This is a genomic window from Spirulina sp. LEGE 11439 (assembly GCF_059821285.1).
Genome location: NZ_JCAMRX010000005.1, coordinates 16,677 through 35,134 on the forward strand (window position 1 = coordinate 16,677; position 18,458 = coordinate 35,134).

Genomic DNA, 18,458 nt, shown 5'->3' on the forward strand with positions numbered 1-18,458 from the left:
TTAACCTTCATCTGGCTGAATAATTTCTCTGTCTATTAAATCTGATGATAGCAATAAAAACACTTCAGTTTTTGGAATTTTTAATTTAAAAAAATTCCATTGTTGCGGTTGCTCGATGAACTTTATAAACTCTTTATCTTCTGCAAGGCCTGCATCGTGTGCTAGGCGAGGAGTTAAAATAATCATATTGATTCTTTCATTTTTCAAGAACTTGGCAAAATTTTCTTGTTTTTGGGTTTCGTAAATGTAATGGTAGCGATCGCCGAGATAAACATGATAACCAGTACGATTGGGTTGCAATACATTCACTTCATTTTCAATCTGTAAAGATTGGATAAACTCAATTGTTTTTAAGACAGGTAATTGCGAAGTTTCTGGGGTTGAAATTCTTGGAATAATACAAAGATTTTCTGACCAACACCAGCCAGTTGCAAGATTTGGTGTTAGTATAAATAGGATCGTGCCAATAAAAATTGAATATAAAATTTTTTGCTTTTTTCGATCCTGATGAGCGATCGGCAAAGAGTTTTCCAATAAGTAAGCAATAATAGTTAAAATTAAAACAGATTGCAAAATCAGATAATGGAATCGCGGATGAATCAAAAAAGAAGATATAAAAACAGGAATAAGAATACTGATTAAAATCATTAATAATCGTTTTAATATTGTGTAATTAATCCGAGCTAATAATAGCTTAAATCTAAACGTGCTTACTAATATAGCTATTGCCAATAAAATAACTTCAATGCGTCTTATTAAAGTATTAATAGCAGCAGAAAAGTCATTTTGAAAATCAACTAATAATATAGAAAATGAACGATGAAGATAAGATATAAAATTAATTCTGATATGAATAAAAAACTCTTTAGGGTTCGCTATTAAAGCCTGAGATATACTATCTACATCTCCAAAGATAGAATAAAAAATAGAGATATAATATTCAGCGTCGTGATCGTAAATCGTTGCATCATTGCGAAACATCCAGAGAAATCCATAATGTTCGGCAAATGCTATCAAACTCCTGCCACTAGTTAAAGGATTACCAATAAATAATACTAATAATAGAATGAAAGTCAGAAGAGTAGCCAATCTTAAAATTTCATTTTTTATATTAATAGTTTGAGAAAATATAGAACGAATAAATAACAGCAGATACATTACAAATATTATTAAAAAAGAAAGGCTATATTCAGGTCTGATGAACGAGATTGATAAAAATGCAGAAGCGGTTAGAAAGTAAAATCTTATATTATTCTTGGTAAAATTAGCAATGACTAAAAAAAACAGAAAGATGAGAACAGAAAAGTTTCCTGGTCTCGGACTGACTAAAGATATAGTTGATATAGAATAAATAAATCCAAAAATAACCGCGATTACCGGGCGGATTTGTAGCGTTCTTAAGTAGATATAAAAAAGAGATGAAGTCGTAATAATTAATAGTTTGAAATTGAGATAAAATAAAACAATATTGTCACGTTCAAATAAGGATAGAAAAAAGTACCAAACTGCATATAATGGCCCCCAAGATGCTTCGGGGATACCAAATTTGAATAGATTTACTCCTCGATCCAAGTAAAACAATGTTTCGTCATATAGATCGATATCTTTAATCGTTTCTAAAGAATGCGTAAATTTAAAAGTAAGTAAAAGCAATAATAGAACATAGAAGATATCTAAAAATAATTTTGAGGATGTCTTGTTTATTTTCAATCTTAACATCTATTCCTTTTAAAACTTAGTATGTATTTATAGCAATCTTGTTTGAGTTGTAAATAAGTAGATCCAGTAATTGCAAGAGTTTCAGCCTGCTCCACGTTCATCTATAATTTAGGATTGCTATAGTATGTATAATGTTGTTAAATACAATTTTACAATTATCTTGAATCAATATTGATTGGATTTTAAACTTTCTTAATTTTCTCCATTTTTTTGAAATATACCTATTTGGTTTAATTGACGTTTCGTCGCAATCGGTTGCTTTTTTTAACTTGGTTTTCAATATGGCTATTTTCCAATCTCTAATTTTGGATATGATGAATGTCTATCAAATCTGATGAAAGCAATAAAAATATTTTAGTTTTAGGGACTTTTAATTTGATAAAGTCCCATTGTTCTGGGTGATTTGCAAATGTTATAAATTCTTCATCTTTAGAAAAACTTGAACTTCTTGTTAAAGCCGGAGTTAAGACAATCATATTTATTTTTTCTCTTTGCAAAAACTGTAAAAAGTTTTCTTGTTTTTTAGATTCAGGGATATAGTGATAGCGATCGCTCAGATAAACATGATAGCCACCATCAGCTTCTAAAATATTTACCTCATTTTTTATCTGTAGCGATTGCAGGAATTCAATAGTTTTCAGAATAGGTAATCTTGAAGTTTCTGGAGTGGAAATTCTTTGGATAACACAAAAATCATCTATTAAACACCAGCCAGTTGCAAGATTTGGTGTGAGTATAAATAAAATTGAGCCAATGACAATCGGATACCAAAACTTATAGGTTTGCTTCTGAATATTTAAAGACAAAGAGTTTTCCAAAAAATAAGCAATGAGAGTTAGGATAAAAATAGATTGCAAAATCAGATAATGAAATCTTGGATTAATCAGAAGAGAAGATATAAAAACAGGAATTATAATACTAATGAAAATGGTCATGATTCGTTTAAGAATTATATAATTAATTCGTTTTAAGGATATTTTTAGTCTAACAATAATAAACAGAAGAACGAGAGATAGGGAAATAAGTTCAAAATCTCTTATGGAAGTATTGACAATAGTAGAAAAATCATTTTGAAGATTAACTAATAAAATTGAGATCGAATGATGGAAATAAGAAGTAAAATTCATTGATATATGAGCAAAGAATTCTCTCGGATTAGCAATCAAGGCTTGAGATATACTATTAACATCACCAAAAACCGAGCGAATAATATCATTATAATAATTAACATCAACATTCGGAGCTATATTATTTCGTTCCATCCAAAAAAAGGAAAAATGCTCAGAAAAGGCAATAAAACTTCTTCCCCCAGCCAGAGGATTGCCAATTAAAACCACTGATAGTATTATACAAAAAGCAAGAAAAATGAATTGAAAGAATATATTTTTTAAATTAGAAGAATTATAAAATATCGAAATACTTAGCAATAATAAATACAAAAAAAGTATAATTAGAAAAGAAATCGAATATTCAGGTCTAATGAATGCAATTTGTAGGAACGCTAATGCGATCAGAAAATAAAATTTGATGTTATTTTTTATTAAATTAGCAATAGCAAGAAAAGACAAAAAAATGAGGACAGAAAAATTCCCCGATCTTGGAGTTAAGAGAGAAATACTCGAAATGGAATAAATAAATGCAAAAAAAACTGCAATTATAGGTCGGATTTTTAGTGTCCTTAAATAGATGTAAAAAAGAAGTGGAGTTGTAAAAATTAACAATTTAAAATTGAGATAAAATAAAGCAATATTATTATGTTCAAACAAAGATAGAAGAAAATACCATATGGAGTATAAAGGAGACCAAGATGCTTGAGGAAGACCAAGATCGAATATTTTGATTCCTCGATATAAGGCAAAGGTTTCGTCATAGAGTTCAACATCTCTAATAGTTTCTAAAGAATGAGTAAATTTGAAAGCCACTAAAAGTAAAATTAGGCAATACAGAATATCTATTAAATGTTTTTTGATTAGGTTTCTTATTCTCAACTTTAACATCAATCGATTTTTCTCCTAAAATTTAATACAATTTTTTTGCAAAAAAGAGTTAGGTTTTTTTGATCTCACTAATTTTTTTAGCGATCGCAGTTGCTTGCTTCTGTAAATTATGATGAGAGTACCATTCACGAGCACAATCGACAATTATTTGACCTTGTTCAAGAGTGAGAGACGATAGAGAGTTGTTGGCTAAATAGTAATGCCGATCGCATTCTAAACCATCCATTATGTTTGTAGGAGGTTGAGTGACAATAGGAATTAGACCATGGGCGCAATAGGACGCAAAAACCGTCGATTTTGCTAAATATTCTGGCGGAATAAAGCATAAAAATCCAGCAATAGCGTCTAACATTAGTTGACTAATTGTCTTCGCAGGAGTGATTCCCATTTCGATTATGGTAATATCATTCATTGGAGGTAACTGTAAGCCAGTAGGCACACCAATATCATACACTTCTTGAATGCCTAAAGTTTGACAAACTTTTTCGAGAGCAGGCAAATTATTCTGATAAACCAGTTTGCGACTATTATAATGACCAAAAATAATCATGCGTCGCTGACGTTGTTTTAAGGGTAGAATATTTTGAGGCTCGCCAATATTACAAAATACGGGAAAAACCTCAATCTCTCGATTGTTTTCTTGGCTTAATTGTTGGAGCAGTTCAGCATAACTTTGCTTGCTAGTAATTGCGCGATCGCTTATTTCTAAAAGTTGTGCGGCTAGTTTTTTTTGCCAAGGAGACAACCAAAAAGAACTGCTCCAAGGAGGTCCGTGATGGTAAGGATAAATTTCATGAAACATGGTAATCAGAGGTTGTTTGGATCTTTTATGCCATTGTTGTAGACCTTCAATTAACCAGCGAGGATTCCCTCGCTTAGCATATCCATATCCTTCATAGTTAAGGAAAATGGGCACATTAAAATCCAGTGAGGAAAGTAAGGATTTTGCCGAACGTTTCTCGATTTGAGTAACTGGAAATCCAGCAATTTCTTGATTACCAGACCATTGAAGATTACCAACAATGAAGTGAGTCATTATCTGATAATCTTGCCTTAATTGTCGAGCTAAATTGAAAGCATAATCTCCTAACCCATCAACATGAGGAGGAAGAGTGGGTACAATTTGAATAAGAGTTTTCATGGTTCTTTAGTTTGAATAAATCCTCCTGCTAATCCAAGATCTGGATTTCGCAAACGAATATTAGGATGAGTTAAGTTAGGAGTACAAGGAATTTCTGTATTCCAGCAGCGATCTTCTGAGGAAAAAAAACCGGGCGCTCGTTCCCAGAGATAATTGGGATCGGGTATAAGATAACTAATATCATTAACTTGTTGTTTAATAAAAGGAGAAGAATTGAGGGTTTGAATTTGGGCGGGAAATAACCAATAGAGTTTATATTCAGCAGTACTCAAATATTGTTTGGCTGGAACTAATCCGACAAAAAAGCAAAAAACTCCCAATAAAAATGAGGGCTTTATTGTATAAGAGTAACGCCAAATAATCGCGCTAAAAATAGCAGCTAAGCCCAGCAATAACAATAGAGTTGAAGAAAACCCAAGCCAAAGATTTGCTGTTCCTCCGATTGCCCAAATTGTGGCAATTTGCCACGGAGAGCGTTGATAGCAATAAATAGCAAGGAGCAAACTTGGAATAATAAACAGATAAGTAATGCCAATTCTCAAATAAGGACTTCCATACATAACAAATATTGTTCCGACAATTCCTAAGCCGATTAAATAGTTTTGTCCGGCAATTTTCGTTTTTTTAGGCAAAGCAAAGACACTAAAAATAGAAAAAATAATTAAAAAGACCGCACGTTTTTCTTGTTTCAACCAATGTTCAACCCAGTCCCAAGCTCGAGCGTCTGGAGGTGCATCAGGAGGACAAGTCCATCTGGCACAGTTTTGGAGAATTTGAGTAACTTCTTGGACAGTCTCTTTGCCAAGAGACCAAGGTAAATTATCAAAGCAAAATAAAGCAGAGGGAAACAAGGGACATCCTGTTGCAATCATAGCAAAAGAAAACATCGGAAAAAGTAAAATGACCCCGATCGCAGTTCCCCCTAAAATTCGCTTCCATTGATAAGGACAACTGCAAGCAAAAAAGAGAGCGGCTGTTAAAAATAGAGGTAATGCACTTAGCTTGCTCGTCACGGCTCCTGCTGCTAGAATAACAGGAATCAAGTAAGAATCGAAGGGGTGTTGTTTCGAGTTTGGTTGTTGCTGGCTTATGATTAAGATTGTCCAAATAACAACCATTGATAAAATAATGACACCAACATCAGGAGAAGGTGAAATAGGAAGCCCAAACCAAGTTAATACAGATAGACAAAGAAATGCAGAAATAATAAAAAACCAATCACTAAGTTGATGGGTTTTAGAAAGAATTCGTTTTGCACAAATAGCAGCTTGAGATAATCCTAATAAAAGAGCAAAACCTCCTATCGCTGTTGCAGTACGATCCGTTAAAATTCCAGCGTTTAAAGATGCAGAAAGTGTCAACCATGAAGAGGGATAACCAAGAGGATAGTGTAGCAAACTCAATCCCGGAACAAGGCCATATTCCGATAACCATTTGATTGCTGGAAAATGGTAAAAACCTGTATCGTAAGCTGTCACTTTTTGTGAAACTAAGGCCGCTACAATCAAAACTAACAATCCTTCACCGAGTAACTGTTTCCTAGAAATACTGGCAAGAAGAGTTGTTAGTTCTCGGTGAATAATAGGATGAGGACGAGTTAGAATGAGAAGCACGATCGCCACGATCGCGCCAATAACTGGTGAAAGAGGAACAAATAAGCAAGCACCAAGGAGAGAAATTGCCATTAAAGACAATCCCAGCCATATTGCTAGAATAAGTCGATCGCCTTGTTTCCAAAGAAATTGTGTATCGAGACGATGCAAAACACCAATTCCGATAGTCCAACAAAGTAATGCCAAACTCAGCCAAATAATTACTAAAACTACCATTAATAAAATCTTTGTATGAGGAAAACAGGAGACAAGGTGAAAATGTCTGTAAAATAATGGTTATGAAATCATTTATATTGTGTTAACAAAGAATCAACTATAAGTCAAGTTAGAAAAATTGAAAAAAGTTTAAATATCTCTGATTTTATTGGATTTCTTTTAACCAATTTATATAGACTGTTTCTATTTCTTTGATTGAATTATCCCATCTTAAGGTTTGCACTTTTTTATATCCATTTTGAGCAATTTTTTGTTGCAAGTCTTCATTTTTTAATAATGTCTTAATATTATTATACAAATCTGGAGATAAAATTTCATCAAGTAGCATAATTTCTTTTCCAGATTCAAGATTAGCGGCAAAACCAACTTGACTGGCAATGACAGCACAACCACAAGCCATTGCTTCAGCAATTACTAATCCAAAACTTTCATAAATTGAAGGGACGAGCATAATCGCAATCGATTGATAGATTTGAGCAAGCTCTTGTTTTTCTCGGACAAAAGAAATGACTTCAATGCGATCGCAAATTTCAGAGGGAAAATAATCTTCCTTGTTAAAGTCTGCACCCACTCCAATTATTTTAAACCGATATTGAGGAAATTCGGACAAAATTTGCGGAATATCTTGCTGAATGGCTTTGATTCCTTTACGCGCAATCCAAGAGCCACAATATCCTAAAACTGGCGGTCGATTGAAATTTATACTTAAATCTAAATAATTATCTGATAAGCCAGAAGGAATTGTGAGGATATGTTCTGGGTCTTTGTAGCCTTGTTGCAGTGCATAATTGCGATCGTAGTCGGATTGCGTGACGATTCCTGCCACAAACTTAAAAGCATTTTTAAATAGAAAACGTTGGTCGAATTGATACCATTTTCGCCTTGTCTCTAACCATGTTTCATATTTATTCATGACTTCAATAAATTGTGTTTCTAAACCATTGGAGTGACTGACCAACAAATATTTATTTTTCCAGAAACAATCTAAAACTAAAACTACTAACCATGAATCGCCGCCATAAAACTCAATAATATCATACTCTTTTTTCTGGATTTGTCGTAGAGTAAAGATTAGCATTCCTAATGCAATACGGTAATTATTTGCTCTTCCTCGCATAAACTGAAAAGGCTCATAATCATCTGGGCTAAAGCTATCAATTTCGTGGCCAAGTTGTCGCAATCCTCGGCAAAAATTAACGGTAACATAACCCGATCCTTGAGACTCAATCAGAGGACAATTACTAATGGATAAAATTTTCATTCTTGTTTGGCGATCGCTCCCCATCTTTGTTCGATTTTCCCGAATATTTCGGGGATGTACTGGATCGGATTTCTCTGCTTGCTCAAGCGGACTGAATAAGATGTTAAATAGCGCAAGAATTTAACATAATTTGGTTTAAAATAGAGGTTATAACAAATACTTGCATAAAGACGACTTTCATACATACTTAAAGGACGGCGGGTAATCGTAATAGCTTCAGCATAATGCTCAACATAAGCACCTAAAATGCAGCGAGAACGAATACCATTAGCGTATAAATACGCACCAAACTCGAGAAAACTTTCTCCATAGCCATAATCTTCTAACATTCGAAAACCGCGATCGTAAACACTTCGAGGATAAATCGTCGAACCGTCAGCAATACCCCAATTATTATTGAGATTGGTAATGCCAATTCCCACTCCTGAAGCTGAAAGTTGATTAGCTGTTGCAACTTTTTTGTAGAACTTCCCATCAATATAGCCTAATTCTCCTGTCGTCCATATTGATTCGGGATCGCTGGCGATCGCTTCCAAACACTGTTGAAAATGCCCTGGAGGTAGCACGTGATCGTCATCCATTGTCCGAATATGCGTCCCTTTGCAAGCTAAGGCTGCATGATTGCGATTGGCATATAATCCACGCAAACTCCCTGTAATATAGCGACAATCCCAACGATGGGCAATTTCTCGTGTCGAATTCACCCATTGAGGATCGGAATCATCAGAAATAATCACTTCATCGGGTTGCATGTTTTGCGATCGCAGACTTTGCAAGCAACGATTTAAAGACTCGGGACGATTGCGAGTGAGAAGGGCAACGCTTAAGCAAATATCTGAAGGTTTCATGATAATTTTTTTAATCCCTCCTGATAGACGCTAAGAGTATCTTTTGCTATTTTACTCCAAGAAAAGTATTTTGCCACTTCCACACATTCTTGGCAAAGGCGATCGCGATCTTGGATGGGTAATTTGAGCAATTCTATTAACTTGTTACTGAATGCCACAGTATCTCCAGCTTTAACCATTAAAGATGTTGTTTGGACGTATTGCAACATTTCTCGTGGTCCGGGAACATCATAAGCAACAGTAGGAATTCCTGCAGCGAGTTTTTCCAAAACAGCAAAACCGAATCCTTCGAGATAACTAGGAAATGCTCCGATCGTTGCATTTTTTAATAATTGAGGAAGCATTTTAGCCTCATAATTCGGAATGATTTCAATTGTCTCTTTTCGAGAGAGTTTTAATTCTTCCCATATTTTTTCTTTACCTACTTTCGTGCCAAGAAAAAGAAAGCGAATTTGAGAACAAGATTGGCGAACTCGCTGGATGATTTCTCGCCAATCTTTTGATCCTTTTCGAGAACACCAAGTTCCAATAAAAACAATTTGTTCGGGCAAAGAGATATTGCTTCTCTCAGGAATAATTTGAGTTAATTTTTCTTGTCGAGATTGGGAAAGACCAAAGGGAAAAACAGTGCATTTTTCTCCTAAGTTTTGAGTTTGTTCGAGATATTCTTGTTCATAAATATTGGGAAGATTAATTAAGTCACAGGTTTGATAACTTTGGAAACAGTATTTCACTTCTTTACGATCGCGCCATCCCAATAACTCATTGACAATTTTTGTTTTGAAATTTTTTAAATTAGTTAGAGGGATATCCTCCAGAGAAGTACGATTGAATTGATAATATAGAGGAAATAATCCTACCGATCGCGTTACTAATAATCCTGAAAATCCTAAGTTTTGTTTTGAGATTGGTAAGTTGCCTTGATGAGCATCAATAATATCAAAATGCTGGCCATGTTCTCGGACGTAAGCGATCGCTTTTTGAGAAAAATGAGGTTGCGTCAAAGTTGAGAAAAAAGAGGCGTTTTGATAGGGAAATGCGTCTTCAATATCAAATTTTTCAATAATATGTCCTTCTTTTTGCCATTCTTCAGCCAGTTCTAATTGCACTCGAGAGCCGCCAAAATCTCGTTTTAAGGGCATATGAATAATTAATAAAATTTTCATTTTATCATGTTTTAATGAGAGAAAGTTAATTTATTGAGTAATATATTTATTTTAAACTAAATATTGGGGATTGCACCAAAATTTATGACGAACGGGGGTGACATAATGCCTTAATACAGTGTCTGAGTTTGCATAGCGATCGCGAAACACAAATTCGTCATCTCGCCACATTATATATTTATTTCTGGGAAATGGTTTTGCCTTTTCTCGATGTAAGGTTAAGTGCATCATGGTTTGTTCTGTAAAATAATTGGGAGGGTCTTGAAGATTGAAAAACCGTTCCATTGCAAAATCCCAATTCGGTTTTTTCTTAAACAAAATAAAGCCACCATTAATAGGATTATCTTGTTCTGATGCTTGAATAATTCTTAAATCGAAAGCGGGATCGATATCAGGTAAATAATAAGAATGAGGATCGGTAGTTTGCATTAAATTTTCCAGTTCTTTTGCTTTCGGAAAAAAGAAAATATCTGAATCGGTGTAAATTGAAACGCGATCGCAAGGAATTGAGACAATTGCGGCTAATTTTTTACCCATTGGATTCATTTTCCCATAATCATATATTTTTTGAGGCAGTCCGCGAGTAAATTTATCTAAAGGAATGACCAGAATACAAGGATGAATCGTTTCTAATAATTGAGTTTCTCGATCTGAATAGCCATCGGAAATCACAGTGAATTTTTCTGGAATGCCGACATAAGCTAAAAAGCTGCGAATGCTGGCCACTTGTTCGGGTAAATCTCTCGGACAAGACAAGGAATAAATGGTAGCGGCAATTTTTTTCTCTTGTTGGATAGGATGGTGAATGAGGCTAGAGATCCTTTTTTGATAAAGCGATCGCATAATTTTTCCTTGCAATCTTGCTGCACGATAACCGAGATTAACCATGAGATTTAAACCAATTATAAAATTTTTCTTTGAGTTGAATGAGTTTCTGTAAATTTCCTGCACCGACCCAAGATAACCCATACTTTAAACCGATTCCACCGATCGCTGTTTGTATACCAAACATTTTCACTAATTCTGCGACAGTTTGACGAAAAATTTCCGCTCTTCCTTTGGCAAAATTATCCAAACACAATCCATAAAGACAGCTTTTTGCTTTATCTCGAATTTCGCGATCGCAGGCTTTATTAAGATAAACCTGTTGGCATAATTGAAAGGCTTCTGTTGCCCAAATATCCATTTGACGGGAAGATTTTGTCAGATCGTAGAGTCGCCAATTAGCAATAATGTTCGGTTCAAAGATAAATTTATATTGTTTGAGTAAGAGTCTGAGAATAAATTCTTGATCCATACAGTGTTTTAAGTTTATATCGATAAAATTCCCTTCTTGAAAAATTTTAGCGGTATAAAAAACGGAATGATTAGTAACGGCTGAGTAGGGAATCATATTGGCAACTGTTGCAGTCGTTACGGGATATTTTTTGACAAATTGACTATCGCGATCGGTATGATGAACGAGTCCGTAAATTACATCGGCTTCTGGATGGGATAGATATGTTTTTGCCGCATATTGGAACGCATGAGGCTCATAGGTATCATCAGAATTTTGCCAGCCAATTAAATCCCCAGTTGCCTGTTTAAAGCCCTTATTTAACGCATCAGATTGTCCGCGATCGCTTTCGCTAACCCAATAGGCTAAATAAGCTTCGTATTTTTTGATAATTTCTATACTTCTATCCGTACTGCCTCCATCAATAATAATATATTCCAAATGAGGATAACCTTGTAAGAGAACTGAGCGAATCGTTTCTTCTAAAAATTCTCCTTGATTGTAACTGGGGGTAATAATACTAATGAGCGGATATGTTTTTCCATTGGCTAAAATAGAAGGTAAGATTTTACTCTGTTCGGTCCAACACCATCCCGTTTTATTTAGAGAGGGAGGGGGTAAATCTGTGAGGTTTAGTGCTGTGGTTACAATCGCCATAGAAAAATTAATAATACTTTAAATCAGAGATTGATAAGCCTCAAGAGTTTGAGAGACGGTTTTTTCCCAACTAAATAATGTGACTCGTTCTCGGGCTTTTTGCTTTAAGCGATCGCGTTCTGAAGGGCGATCTAATAACAAGATCATGCAGTCGGTCAGATCCCGAACTGAAGTTGGATCAAATAATAAAGCCGCATCTCCTACAACTTCAGGAATACTTGCAATATTAGAGGAGATCGCGACAGTTCCGCAAGACATGGCTTCGAGGGGAGGTAAACCAAATCCTTCATAAAGAGAAGGATAGACTAAGGCAACACTTCTACGATATAATTGAGCGAGAGAACGATCGTCAAGGCGATCGTAAAGCATCACAGAATCTGTTAAATTTAATGTGGCTAATTGTTTTTGTTCTTCATCATTAAAAGTTGATCCGACAAAACAAAGTTTAATGTCTGGATAAACTGAAATAACCCTAGCAAAGGCTTTCAACAAAGTATCGGTATTTTTATAAAACCAACGACTGCCAACATATAAAAAATAAGGGACATCAATAGGACTGCGATCGCTATTAACTAAACTTTGATGCAGATCTGATGCGAGATAAATAACTTTGGTTTTTCCGGCTGCATGAGGATAATATTTCAGTACATCTTGACGAGTATTTTCTGAAATACATAAAACTAAATCGGCTGCTGAAATTGCCCTATCTTTCATTTTGGCTTGCATTCCATCAGGATCGAAGCGATCGGCAAAAATTTCGTGAATTGTATCGTAAATTGTAATCGCAATTGGCTGAGAAATTTGTGAAAATTCTTTCTGATTTAAGAGATGATAATAAGTTGGATGCCAGAGATCGGCACTCACTCTTTGCTCAATCCAGCGAAAGTAATAAGGTTCGATAAAATACGAGATTCGCCCCGGACGCAGGCCAAAACGATGATAAGATGCAATCTTGAGATTAGGATGCTTAGGGCGATCCAGATCGCTAATTCCAGTCGTGGTTAAAATTGGAGTGCAGCGATCGGGTAGTCGTTGAATTACGTTTTGAAAGTAACGATTGACTCCTCCTGTTACTTGCATTTTATAAATGCTACCATCATAGAGAATTCGCATTACAATTATCGCGGCTTAGTACAGAAAAAAGAGTAAAGGCGACCGGGCAAATTACAGGTTCCCGATAAACGATAGCGGTAAAGTGTCTCAAGGAAAGAAACTTGACTGAGAATAGAAGCAATTGGTTGCCCTAAATATTTAGCAAAACCTAATTGCAACCAATCTTTAATTTCTGCATTTTTTTCGGGATAATGATTGATAACAGTATCAAAATGACCGAAAACTCGATGGATTTTTAGTCCAGAAGTTCGTAAAGCCTTGAGATAATCATTGAGGGGGTAAGCATTTTCTTGACCGTGCAAGTGATGCAAAACATGGTTGGCTAAAAATTCTTGGCGTTGCTGTGAATCAGTCACGACGTGTTCTCGGGTAGCTAAGAATTTTCCTGCTGGTTTTAAGACTCGCGCACTTTCTTGTAATCCTAGGGTTAAATCAGCAAAATGATGAAGTGCTTGGCGTGCATAAATAATATCAAAAGTAGCATCGTTAAAAGGTAAAGATTCCGCGCTGGCTTGTTGGGTGATTATCTTTCCTTTACCAATCTCTGAGGCTAAACGATGGGTCGCTTCCAGTCCAACATCAGCACTGATATCGGGATCGATCGCGGTTACTTCATGACCTAAATTTGCCAGCGCATAGGAAACAATCCCATTACCACAACCGAGATCGAGAATTTTCAACACTCGATCTTGTTGCTTTAAGTTAAGCAGGGCGATCGCTGATTGAAATTCTTCGCTGGCCGAAAAGCGTTGGGCTGCTGCCAGATTATCTTTATCTAAATAGGAAAATTTGACCAGTTCGGTATGCTCGGGTTGCAAACGAAACCATTGAACCGATTCTTCATAAGAATATTGCACCATTTTGATGTACCCGTTAATTTACCTCTGATAATTGTTTTGTTCGCGGTCTTCGACCAGATGAGTCCATGAATAATCGCAGAGAAAACCCGCACAAGTTTGCATTCTCCCACTGTTATAATAATCTCCTTCGCGAACTTCAACAAAAGCTGCTGCTTCCACCCAATCCACAATTGCCGCATCAAGTTTGATGCCCGTAGAAATTGCATAACGTCCGGGTTCTACAGGCAGATTGGGAATTTGACAGCGAAAACATCCCGATCCTTGCACGAAGGCAATATCTTTCCGCACGATATTTGTGCCTAAGTGCAGAAAAGAAGCCAGATCGAGATATTGAATTCTCACAACCACTTCTATATTACGATAAAGTCTATTGTCTTGACATTCATAATCAATCTCCAAGGCGGCTTCTTCCCCCGTAACCCAATGACCGCTAGAGGGATTGCTTTTCGTGCCAAAACGAATTGCACTGGCAAATACTGCCCCACTGCCTTGACGATCGCGGCGATCGCGAAGATGTACGGAAACCGCTTGTTCTTGTAAATTCCCGAGATAGTTATCAACAACTTTTTTGGCATCACCTTGGCTTTGAATTTGACCGTCTTGTAAGAGAATGCCGCGATTGCATAAATTTTTAATCGTAGTCATATTATGACTGACAAAAAGAACCGTTCTTCCTTCTGCCGTTACGGATTCCATTTTTCCCAAACATTTCTTCTGAAATTTTGCATCTCCTACTGCCAAAACCTCATCAACAATTAAAATTTCTGGGGCGAGATGGGCGGCAACCGCAAAAGCAAGACGCACATACATTCCTGAAGAATACCGCTTCACGGGCATATCTAAAAACCGTTCGATCCCGGCAAAATCAACAATTTCATCAAACTGTTTTCTAATGTCGAACTTGCCCATCCCCAAAATCGAACCATTGAGATAGATATTTTCGCGTCCCGTTAATTCGGGATGAAAACCCGTTCCTACCTCTAATAAACTCGCGACTTTACCTCTGAGATGAATGCGTCCGGTTGTCGGGGCAGTGATGCGACTGAGCAGTTTTAGTAAGGTAGATTTTCCTGCGCCATTGCGTCCGATAATGCCCACGCGATCGCCTTTTTCGATCTCAAAATTAATATCTTTTAAAGCCCAGAATTCCTCTCGAACCGGACGATGGCTATTTTTCGATAATGTTTGTTTTAAATTTCTGATTTTATTAGTAATAGCATAGCGTAAAGAATAGCCATCATGCTGATGGTTGATGACAAATTTCTTACCTAAATTTTCAACTTTTATAGCAAACTGAGACATAAAAAATTATTTTGTTTGAAGAACTGATAAGAGTTTTTCCTTTATCAATTGTCAATTTAAATAATATCCGCAAAAGTCCGTTCGGTTTTGCGAAAATAGAGAATACTACTTATACCTAACAGCGTTAATAGTAGCAAAGATAAGCAAAATCCGGGGAGATAGAGATGAGAATCTTCTCCCAAAATTGCCCAGCGAAATCCATCAATGACCCCCACCATCGGATTGAGAGAATAGAGTAACCGCCAGCGATCGGGGACGATACTACTGCTAAAACCTACTGGAGAAATATAGAGTCCCAACTGCATGAGAAAAGGAACGACAAAGCGAAAATCTCGATAGCGAACATTGAGGGCGGCTAACCAGAGTCCGACTCCAAAACTCGCGATCGCTGCGATCGCAATAAAGCCCGGTAGAAAGATAATACGCCAAGAAGGAACAAAATTATACCAAGCCATTAACCCTAAGAGAATTATCCCCGAGAGGGCAAAATCAACAAAACTCACCACCACAGAACTCGCTGGAATAATTAGGCGAGGGAAGTAAACTTTAGAAATAAGATTGGCATTTCCCACCAAACTATTACTACTATTAGAAAGAGAATTCGCAAAAAACTGCCAAGGTAACATCGCAGCAAACACCAAAATCGGATAGGGCGCACCTTCAGACGGTAATTTTGCCAGCTTGCCGAAAACTACTGTCAGCACCACCATGGTCGCAAATGGCTGTAGCAATGCCCAAGTGACTCCCACGGCTGTTTGCTTGTAGCGCACTAAAATATCCCGCCACGCCAAAAAATAAAATAGCTCTCGGTAGCGCCACAAATCTTGCCAGTATTCTTGTTCTGTTTTTCCCGCTTCGATAATGAGTTCGGTTTCAGGCATAGACAAGAATTAAGTTATGAGAGATTAGGATGAAGAATAAATTTCTTTCTTCAGTAGATATCATAGAGTTATTATCCCCAATTTACCCCACGAACTGAACGAATACCAATAACCAACAACCAACCTCAAGTACATGGTCTCGAATCGCAATCAGCATCCCATCTCCAATGGAACGACTCCGACTCTTCCAGCCAAACCCGCGATCGCGGATTCTTTTCCAGCCGCTTTACCCAAATCCCAAGACGATTCTCTTAACCTGCGTCAGAGTCTTTCGGTGTTGCGTCGTCGGTGGTGGTTGCTGCTGTTGGTGAGTGCTGCGGTAACTTCGTCCATGGCTTTTAGAATTCTCAACGAAGTTCCCATCTATAGAAGTGCTTTTCGGATTTTGGTCGAACCCATTGCCAGCGAAGAAACCTTCGATCGCTTCTCTCAGCGTTTAGTCGGTCAGTCGGGATCGGAGTTAGACTACGATACCCAAATTGAAGTTCTCCGCAGTCCTAAAGTGATCGAACCCATTGTTGAAAAAATTCGCGATCGCTATCCAGAACTCGACTACAACGGTGTTGCAGGAGGATTGAGTATTGGGCGAGTTGAATATACAAAAATTCTGGAAATTTCCTTTCAAGATTCCGATCCCGAGAAAATTAAATTCATCCTCGATACTGTTTCTGATGGATTTATCGAATATTCTCAAATCGAACAAAAAACAGGCAAACAAAAAGGCTTAGAATTCGTACAAAAACAACTTCCCATCCTCGAAACTCAAGTCAACGACTTGCAGCAAAAAGTTCAGCAATTTCGCCAGCAACACAACCTCCTCGATCCCGAAGTACAAGGCCAACGCGTCGCCGATCGCCTCGGTCAAATTCGCATTTCCCAACAGGAAACCGCCACCAGTTTAAAAGCCTCAGAATCTTTAGAGCAAAAATTGCAAGGCCAGTTAGACATCGAACTCGATCGCGCCATTACCGCCACGGCCTTAAGTGAAGCCCCTCGCTATCAATCCCTCCTCAACCAATTGCAAGAAATCGAAACCGATCTGGCGATCGAGTCCACCCGCTTCACCCCCACCAGTCCGCAAATTCAAGTTTTACGCGATCGCCGCAATAAAATTCTCCCTCTCATTCGTCAAGAAGCGATCGCGGTTTTAGGAGAAAAAGGCGCAACGGCCAATCTCAACAATCTCAACACCTCCCCCAATTCCATTCGCCTCAAACTCACCCAAGAACTGATCGAAGCCACCAATCAAAAACAACTACTTGCCGTTCGCGAAGCCGCTTTAGCCCTCGCAGAAAATCAAACTCGAGGGGAAATGCAGAAATTTGCCCTTCTCAGCCGTCAATATACCGACTTGCAACGGGAATTGGGCGTTGCTACCGAAGCCCTCAAACGCTTTCTTTCTGTCAAAGAAGACCTCGAGATCGAATCCGCCCAACGTACTCTCTCTTGGGAAGAAATTGACGAGGCCGAACTCCCCGTTTATCCCATCGCCCCCAATGTCTCTCGCGGTTTAATGTTAGGGGTTTTTGCCGGGCTACTGGCGGGATCCGGGGTGGCACTCATTGCCGAAAAACTTGACGTGCGCTTCCATTCCCCAGAAGACCTCAAAGACAGTGTAGGATTACCCATATTGGGGGTGATTCCCTATCGCAAAGACTTCAAAGAACGCAAAGCGGCGGAAAGAGCAACCCCTCTCCCTTTACCGTCCTTCGATCGCCGCTATCGTGCCTCTCCCTTCCTCGAAGCATTTCGTTCCCTTAATGCCAATCTTTCTTTCTTTACGCCCGATCGGCCTTTACAGGTATTGGTAGTTAGTTCTTCTGTTCCTCTGGAAGGCAAATCGACCACCTCGGTGCATTTGGCTCAGTCGGCGGCGGCTATGGGACAAAAAGTTCTCTTGGTAGATGCGGATTTACGTCGCCCGCAAGTTCACGCCATGACAGATTTACCCAATGTTTGGGGACTCTCTCACGCGATTTCGATGGATCTGGAAGTAGAAGACATCGTACAGCAATCTCCTCTAGATGATAATTTGTTTATTCTCACTTCTGGTCAAATTCCTCCCGATCCGACTCGCTTATTGTCATCACAAAAAATGAGAAGCTTAATCGATCGCTTGCGTCAATCTTTCGATTTAATTATTTTTGATACGCCACCGATGTTAGGGTTAGCAGATGCAAAATTCCTCGCGGGTCAGGTGGATGTCATGCTCTTAGTGGTGCGATTGGGCTGGACGGATCGCACGTTACTCAAACAGGTTTTGGAAAGTATTAAAATGTCTCAAACGGCTCCTATCGGGTTAGTTGCGAATGGTGCCAAAGATTTCAGTTCCGGTTCTTATTATTACTATCAACGCTATTTTTCCTCTGAGGAAAATGCGCTTGAACAATAAACAATTATCAATTATC

14 protein-coding genes are annotated in these 18,458 nt (G+C 37.6%); 1 reads left to right on the forward strand and 13 read right to left on the reverse strand.

Translation table 11 applies throughout. The features are described 5' to 3' along the window. The 13 genes from AC6RV6_RS04835 to AC6RV6_RS04895 form a co-directional block, all read right to left on the reverse strand. The gene (locus AC6RV6_RS04835) at nucleotides 1-1,719 is read right to left on the reverse strand and encodes a hypothetical protein (protein ID WP_500239389.1); all 1,719 of its coding nucleotides are present in this window, start codon (nucleotides 1,717-1,719) and stop codon (nucleotides 1-3) included. Between the two features lie 299 nt (nucleotides 1,720-2,018). Then, nucleotides 2,019-3,056, reverse strand: coding sequence for a hypothetical protein (locus tag AC6RV6_RS04840; protein WP_500239391.1), 1,038 nt, complete (start codon nucleotides 3,054-3,056; stop codon nucleotides 2,019-2,021). A gap of 709 nt (nucleotides 3,057-3,765) precedes the next feature. After that, nucleotides 3,766-4,857 carry a glycosyltransferase family 1 protein gene (locus AC6RV6_RS04845; RefSeq protein ID WP_500239393.1) on the reverse strand — a complete coding sequence of 364 codons (1,092 nt, stop codon included), beginning with the start codon at nucleotides 4,855-4,857 and terminating at the stop codon, nucleotides 3,766-3,768. Further along, complete coding sequence (locus AC6RV6_RS04850) at nucleotides 4,854-6,686, reverse strand: LIC_10190 family membrane protein (RefSeq protein WP_500239396.1); 1,833 nt, start codon at nucleotides 6,684-6,686, stop codon at nucleotides 4,854-4,856. The genes AC6RV6_RS04845 and AC6RV6_RS04850 overlap by 4 nt, the downstream gene beginning before the upstream one ends. 145 nt (nucleotides 6,687-6,831) lie before the next feature. Then, nucleotides 6,832-7,947: a glycosyltransferase family 4 protein gene (locus AC6RV6_RS04855; RefSeq protein WP_500239398.1), complete on the reverse strand. Its 1,116-nt coding sequence runs from the start codon at nucleotides 7,945-7,947 to the stop codon at nucleotides 6,832-6,834. After that, nucleotides 7,944-8,795, reverse strand: coding sequence for a glycosyltransferase family 2 protein (locus AC6RV6_RS04860; RefSeq protein ID WP_500239401.1), 852 nt, complete (start codon nucleotides 8,793-8,795; stop codon nucleotides 7,944-7,946). Before AC6RV6_RS04860 ends, AC6RV6_RS04855 begins: the two co-directional genes overlap by 4 nt. Further along, a complete protein-coding gene (locus AC6RV6_RS04865) occupies nucleotides 8,792-9,961 on the reverse strand; it encodes a glycosyltransferase family 4 protein (RefSeq protein ID WP_500239404.1) in 1,170 nt (389 codons plus the stop codon). The genes AC6RV6_RS04860 and AC6RV6_RS04865 overlap by 4 nt, the downstream gene beginning before the upstream one ends. A gap of 51 nt (nucleotides 9,962-10,012) precedes the next feature. Continuing rightward, nucleotides 10,013-10,849 carry a hypothetical protein gene (locus tag AC6RV6_RS04870; protein ID WP_500239405.1) on the reverse strand — a complete coding sequence of 279 codons (837 nt, stop codon included), beginning with the start codon at nucleotides 10,847-10,849 and terminating at the stop codon, nucleotides 10,013-10,015. Continuing rightward, nucleotides 10,842-11,894 carry a glycosyltransferase family 2 protein gene (locus AC6RV6_RS04875; protein WP_500239408.1) on the reverse strand — a complete coding sequence of 351 codons (1,053 nt, stop codon included), beginning with the start codon at nucleotides 11,892-11,894 and terminating at the stop codon, nucleotides 10,842-10,844. Before AC6RV6_RS04875 ends, AC6RV6_RS04870 begins: the two co-directional genes overlap by 8 nt. A gap of 18 nt (nucleotides 11,895-11,912) precedes the next feature. Then, nucleotides 11,913-13,007 (reverse strand): glycosyltransferase family 4 protein, encoded by a 1,095-nt coding sequence (locus AC6RV6_RS04880; RefSeq protein ID WP_500239410.1) that lies wholly within the window; start codon nucleotides 13,005-13,007, stop codon nucleotides 11,913-11,915. A 5-nt stretch (nucleotides 13,008-13,012) separates the two neighbouring features. Next, nucleotides 13,013-13,867 (reverse strand): class I SAM-dependent methyltransferase, encoded by an 855-nt coding sequence (locus AC6RV6_RS04885; protein ID WP_500239411.1) that lies wholly within the window; start codon nucleotides 13,865-13,867, stop codon nucleotides 13,013-13,015. 18 nt (nucleotides 13,868-13,885) lie between these two features. Continuing rightward, nucleotides 13,886-15,169 carry an ABC transporter ATP-binding protein gene (locus AC6RV6_RS04890; protein ID WP_500239412.1) on the reverse strand — a complete coding sequence of 428 codons (1,284 nt, stop codon included), beginning with the start codon at nucleotides 15,167-15,169 and terminating at the stop codon, nucleotides 13,886-13,888. A 56-nt stretch (nucleotides 15,170-15,225) separates the two neighbouring features. Then, nucleotides 15,226-16,050: an ABC transporter permease gene (locus AC6RV6_RS04895; RefSeq protein ID WP_500239414.1), complete on the reverse strand. Its 825-nt coding sequence runs from the start codon at nucleotides 16,048-16,050 to the stop codon at nucleotides 15,226-15,228. Between the two features lie 133 nt (nucleotides 16,051-16,183). On the opposite strand from AC6RV6_RS04895, the gene AC6RV6_RS04900 reads away from it, so the two are divergent. Next, nucleotides 16,184-18,442, forward strand: a complete 2,259-nt coding sequence (locus AC6RV6_RS04900) for a GumC family protein (RefSeq protein ID WP_500239417.1) — start codon at nucleotides 16,184-16,186, stop codon at nucleotides 18,440-18,442. The last annotated feature ends 16 nt before the right edge of the window (nucleotides 18,443-18,458 follow it).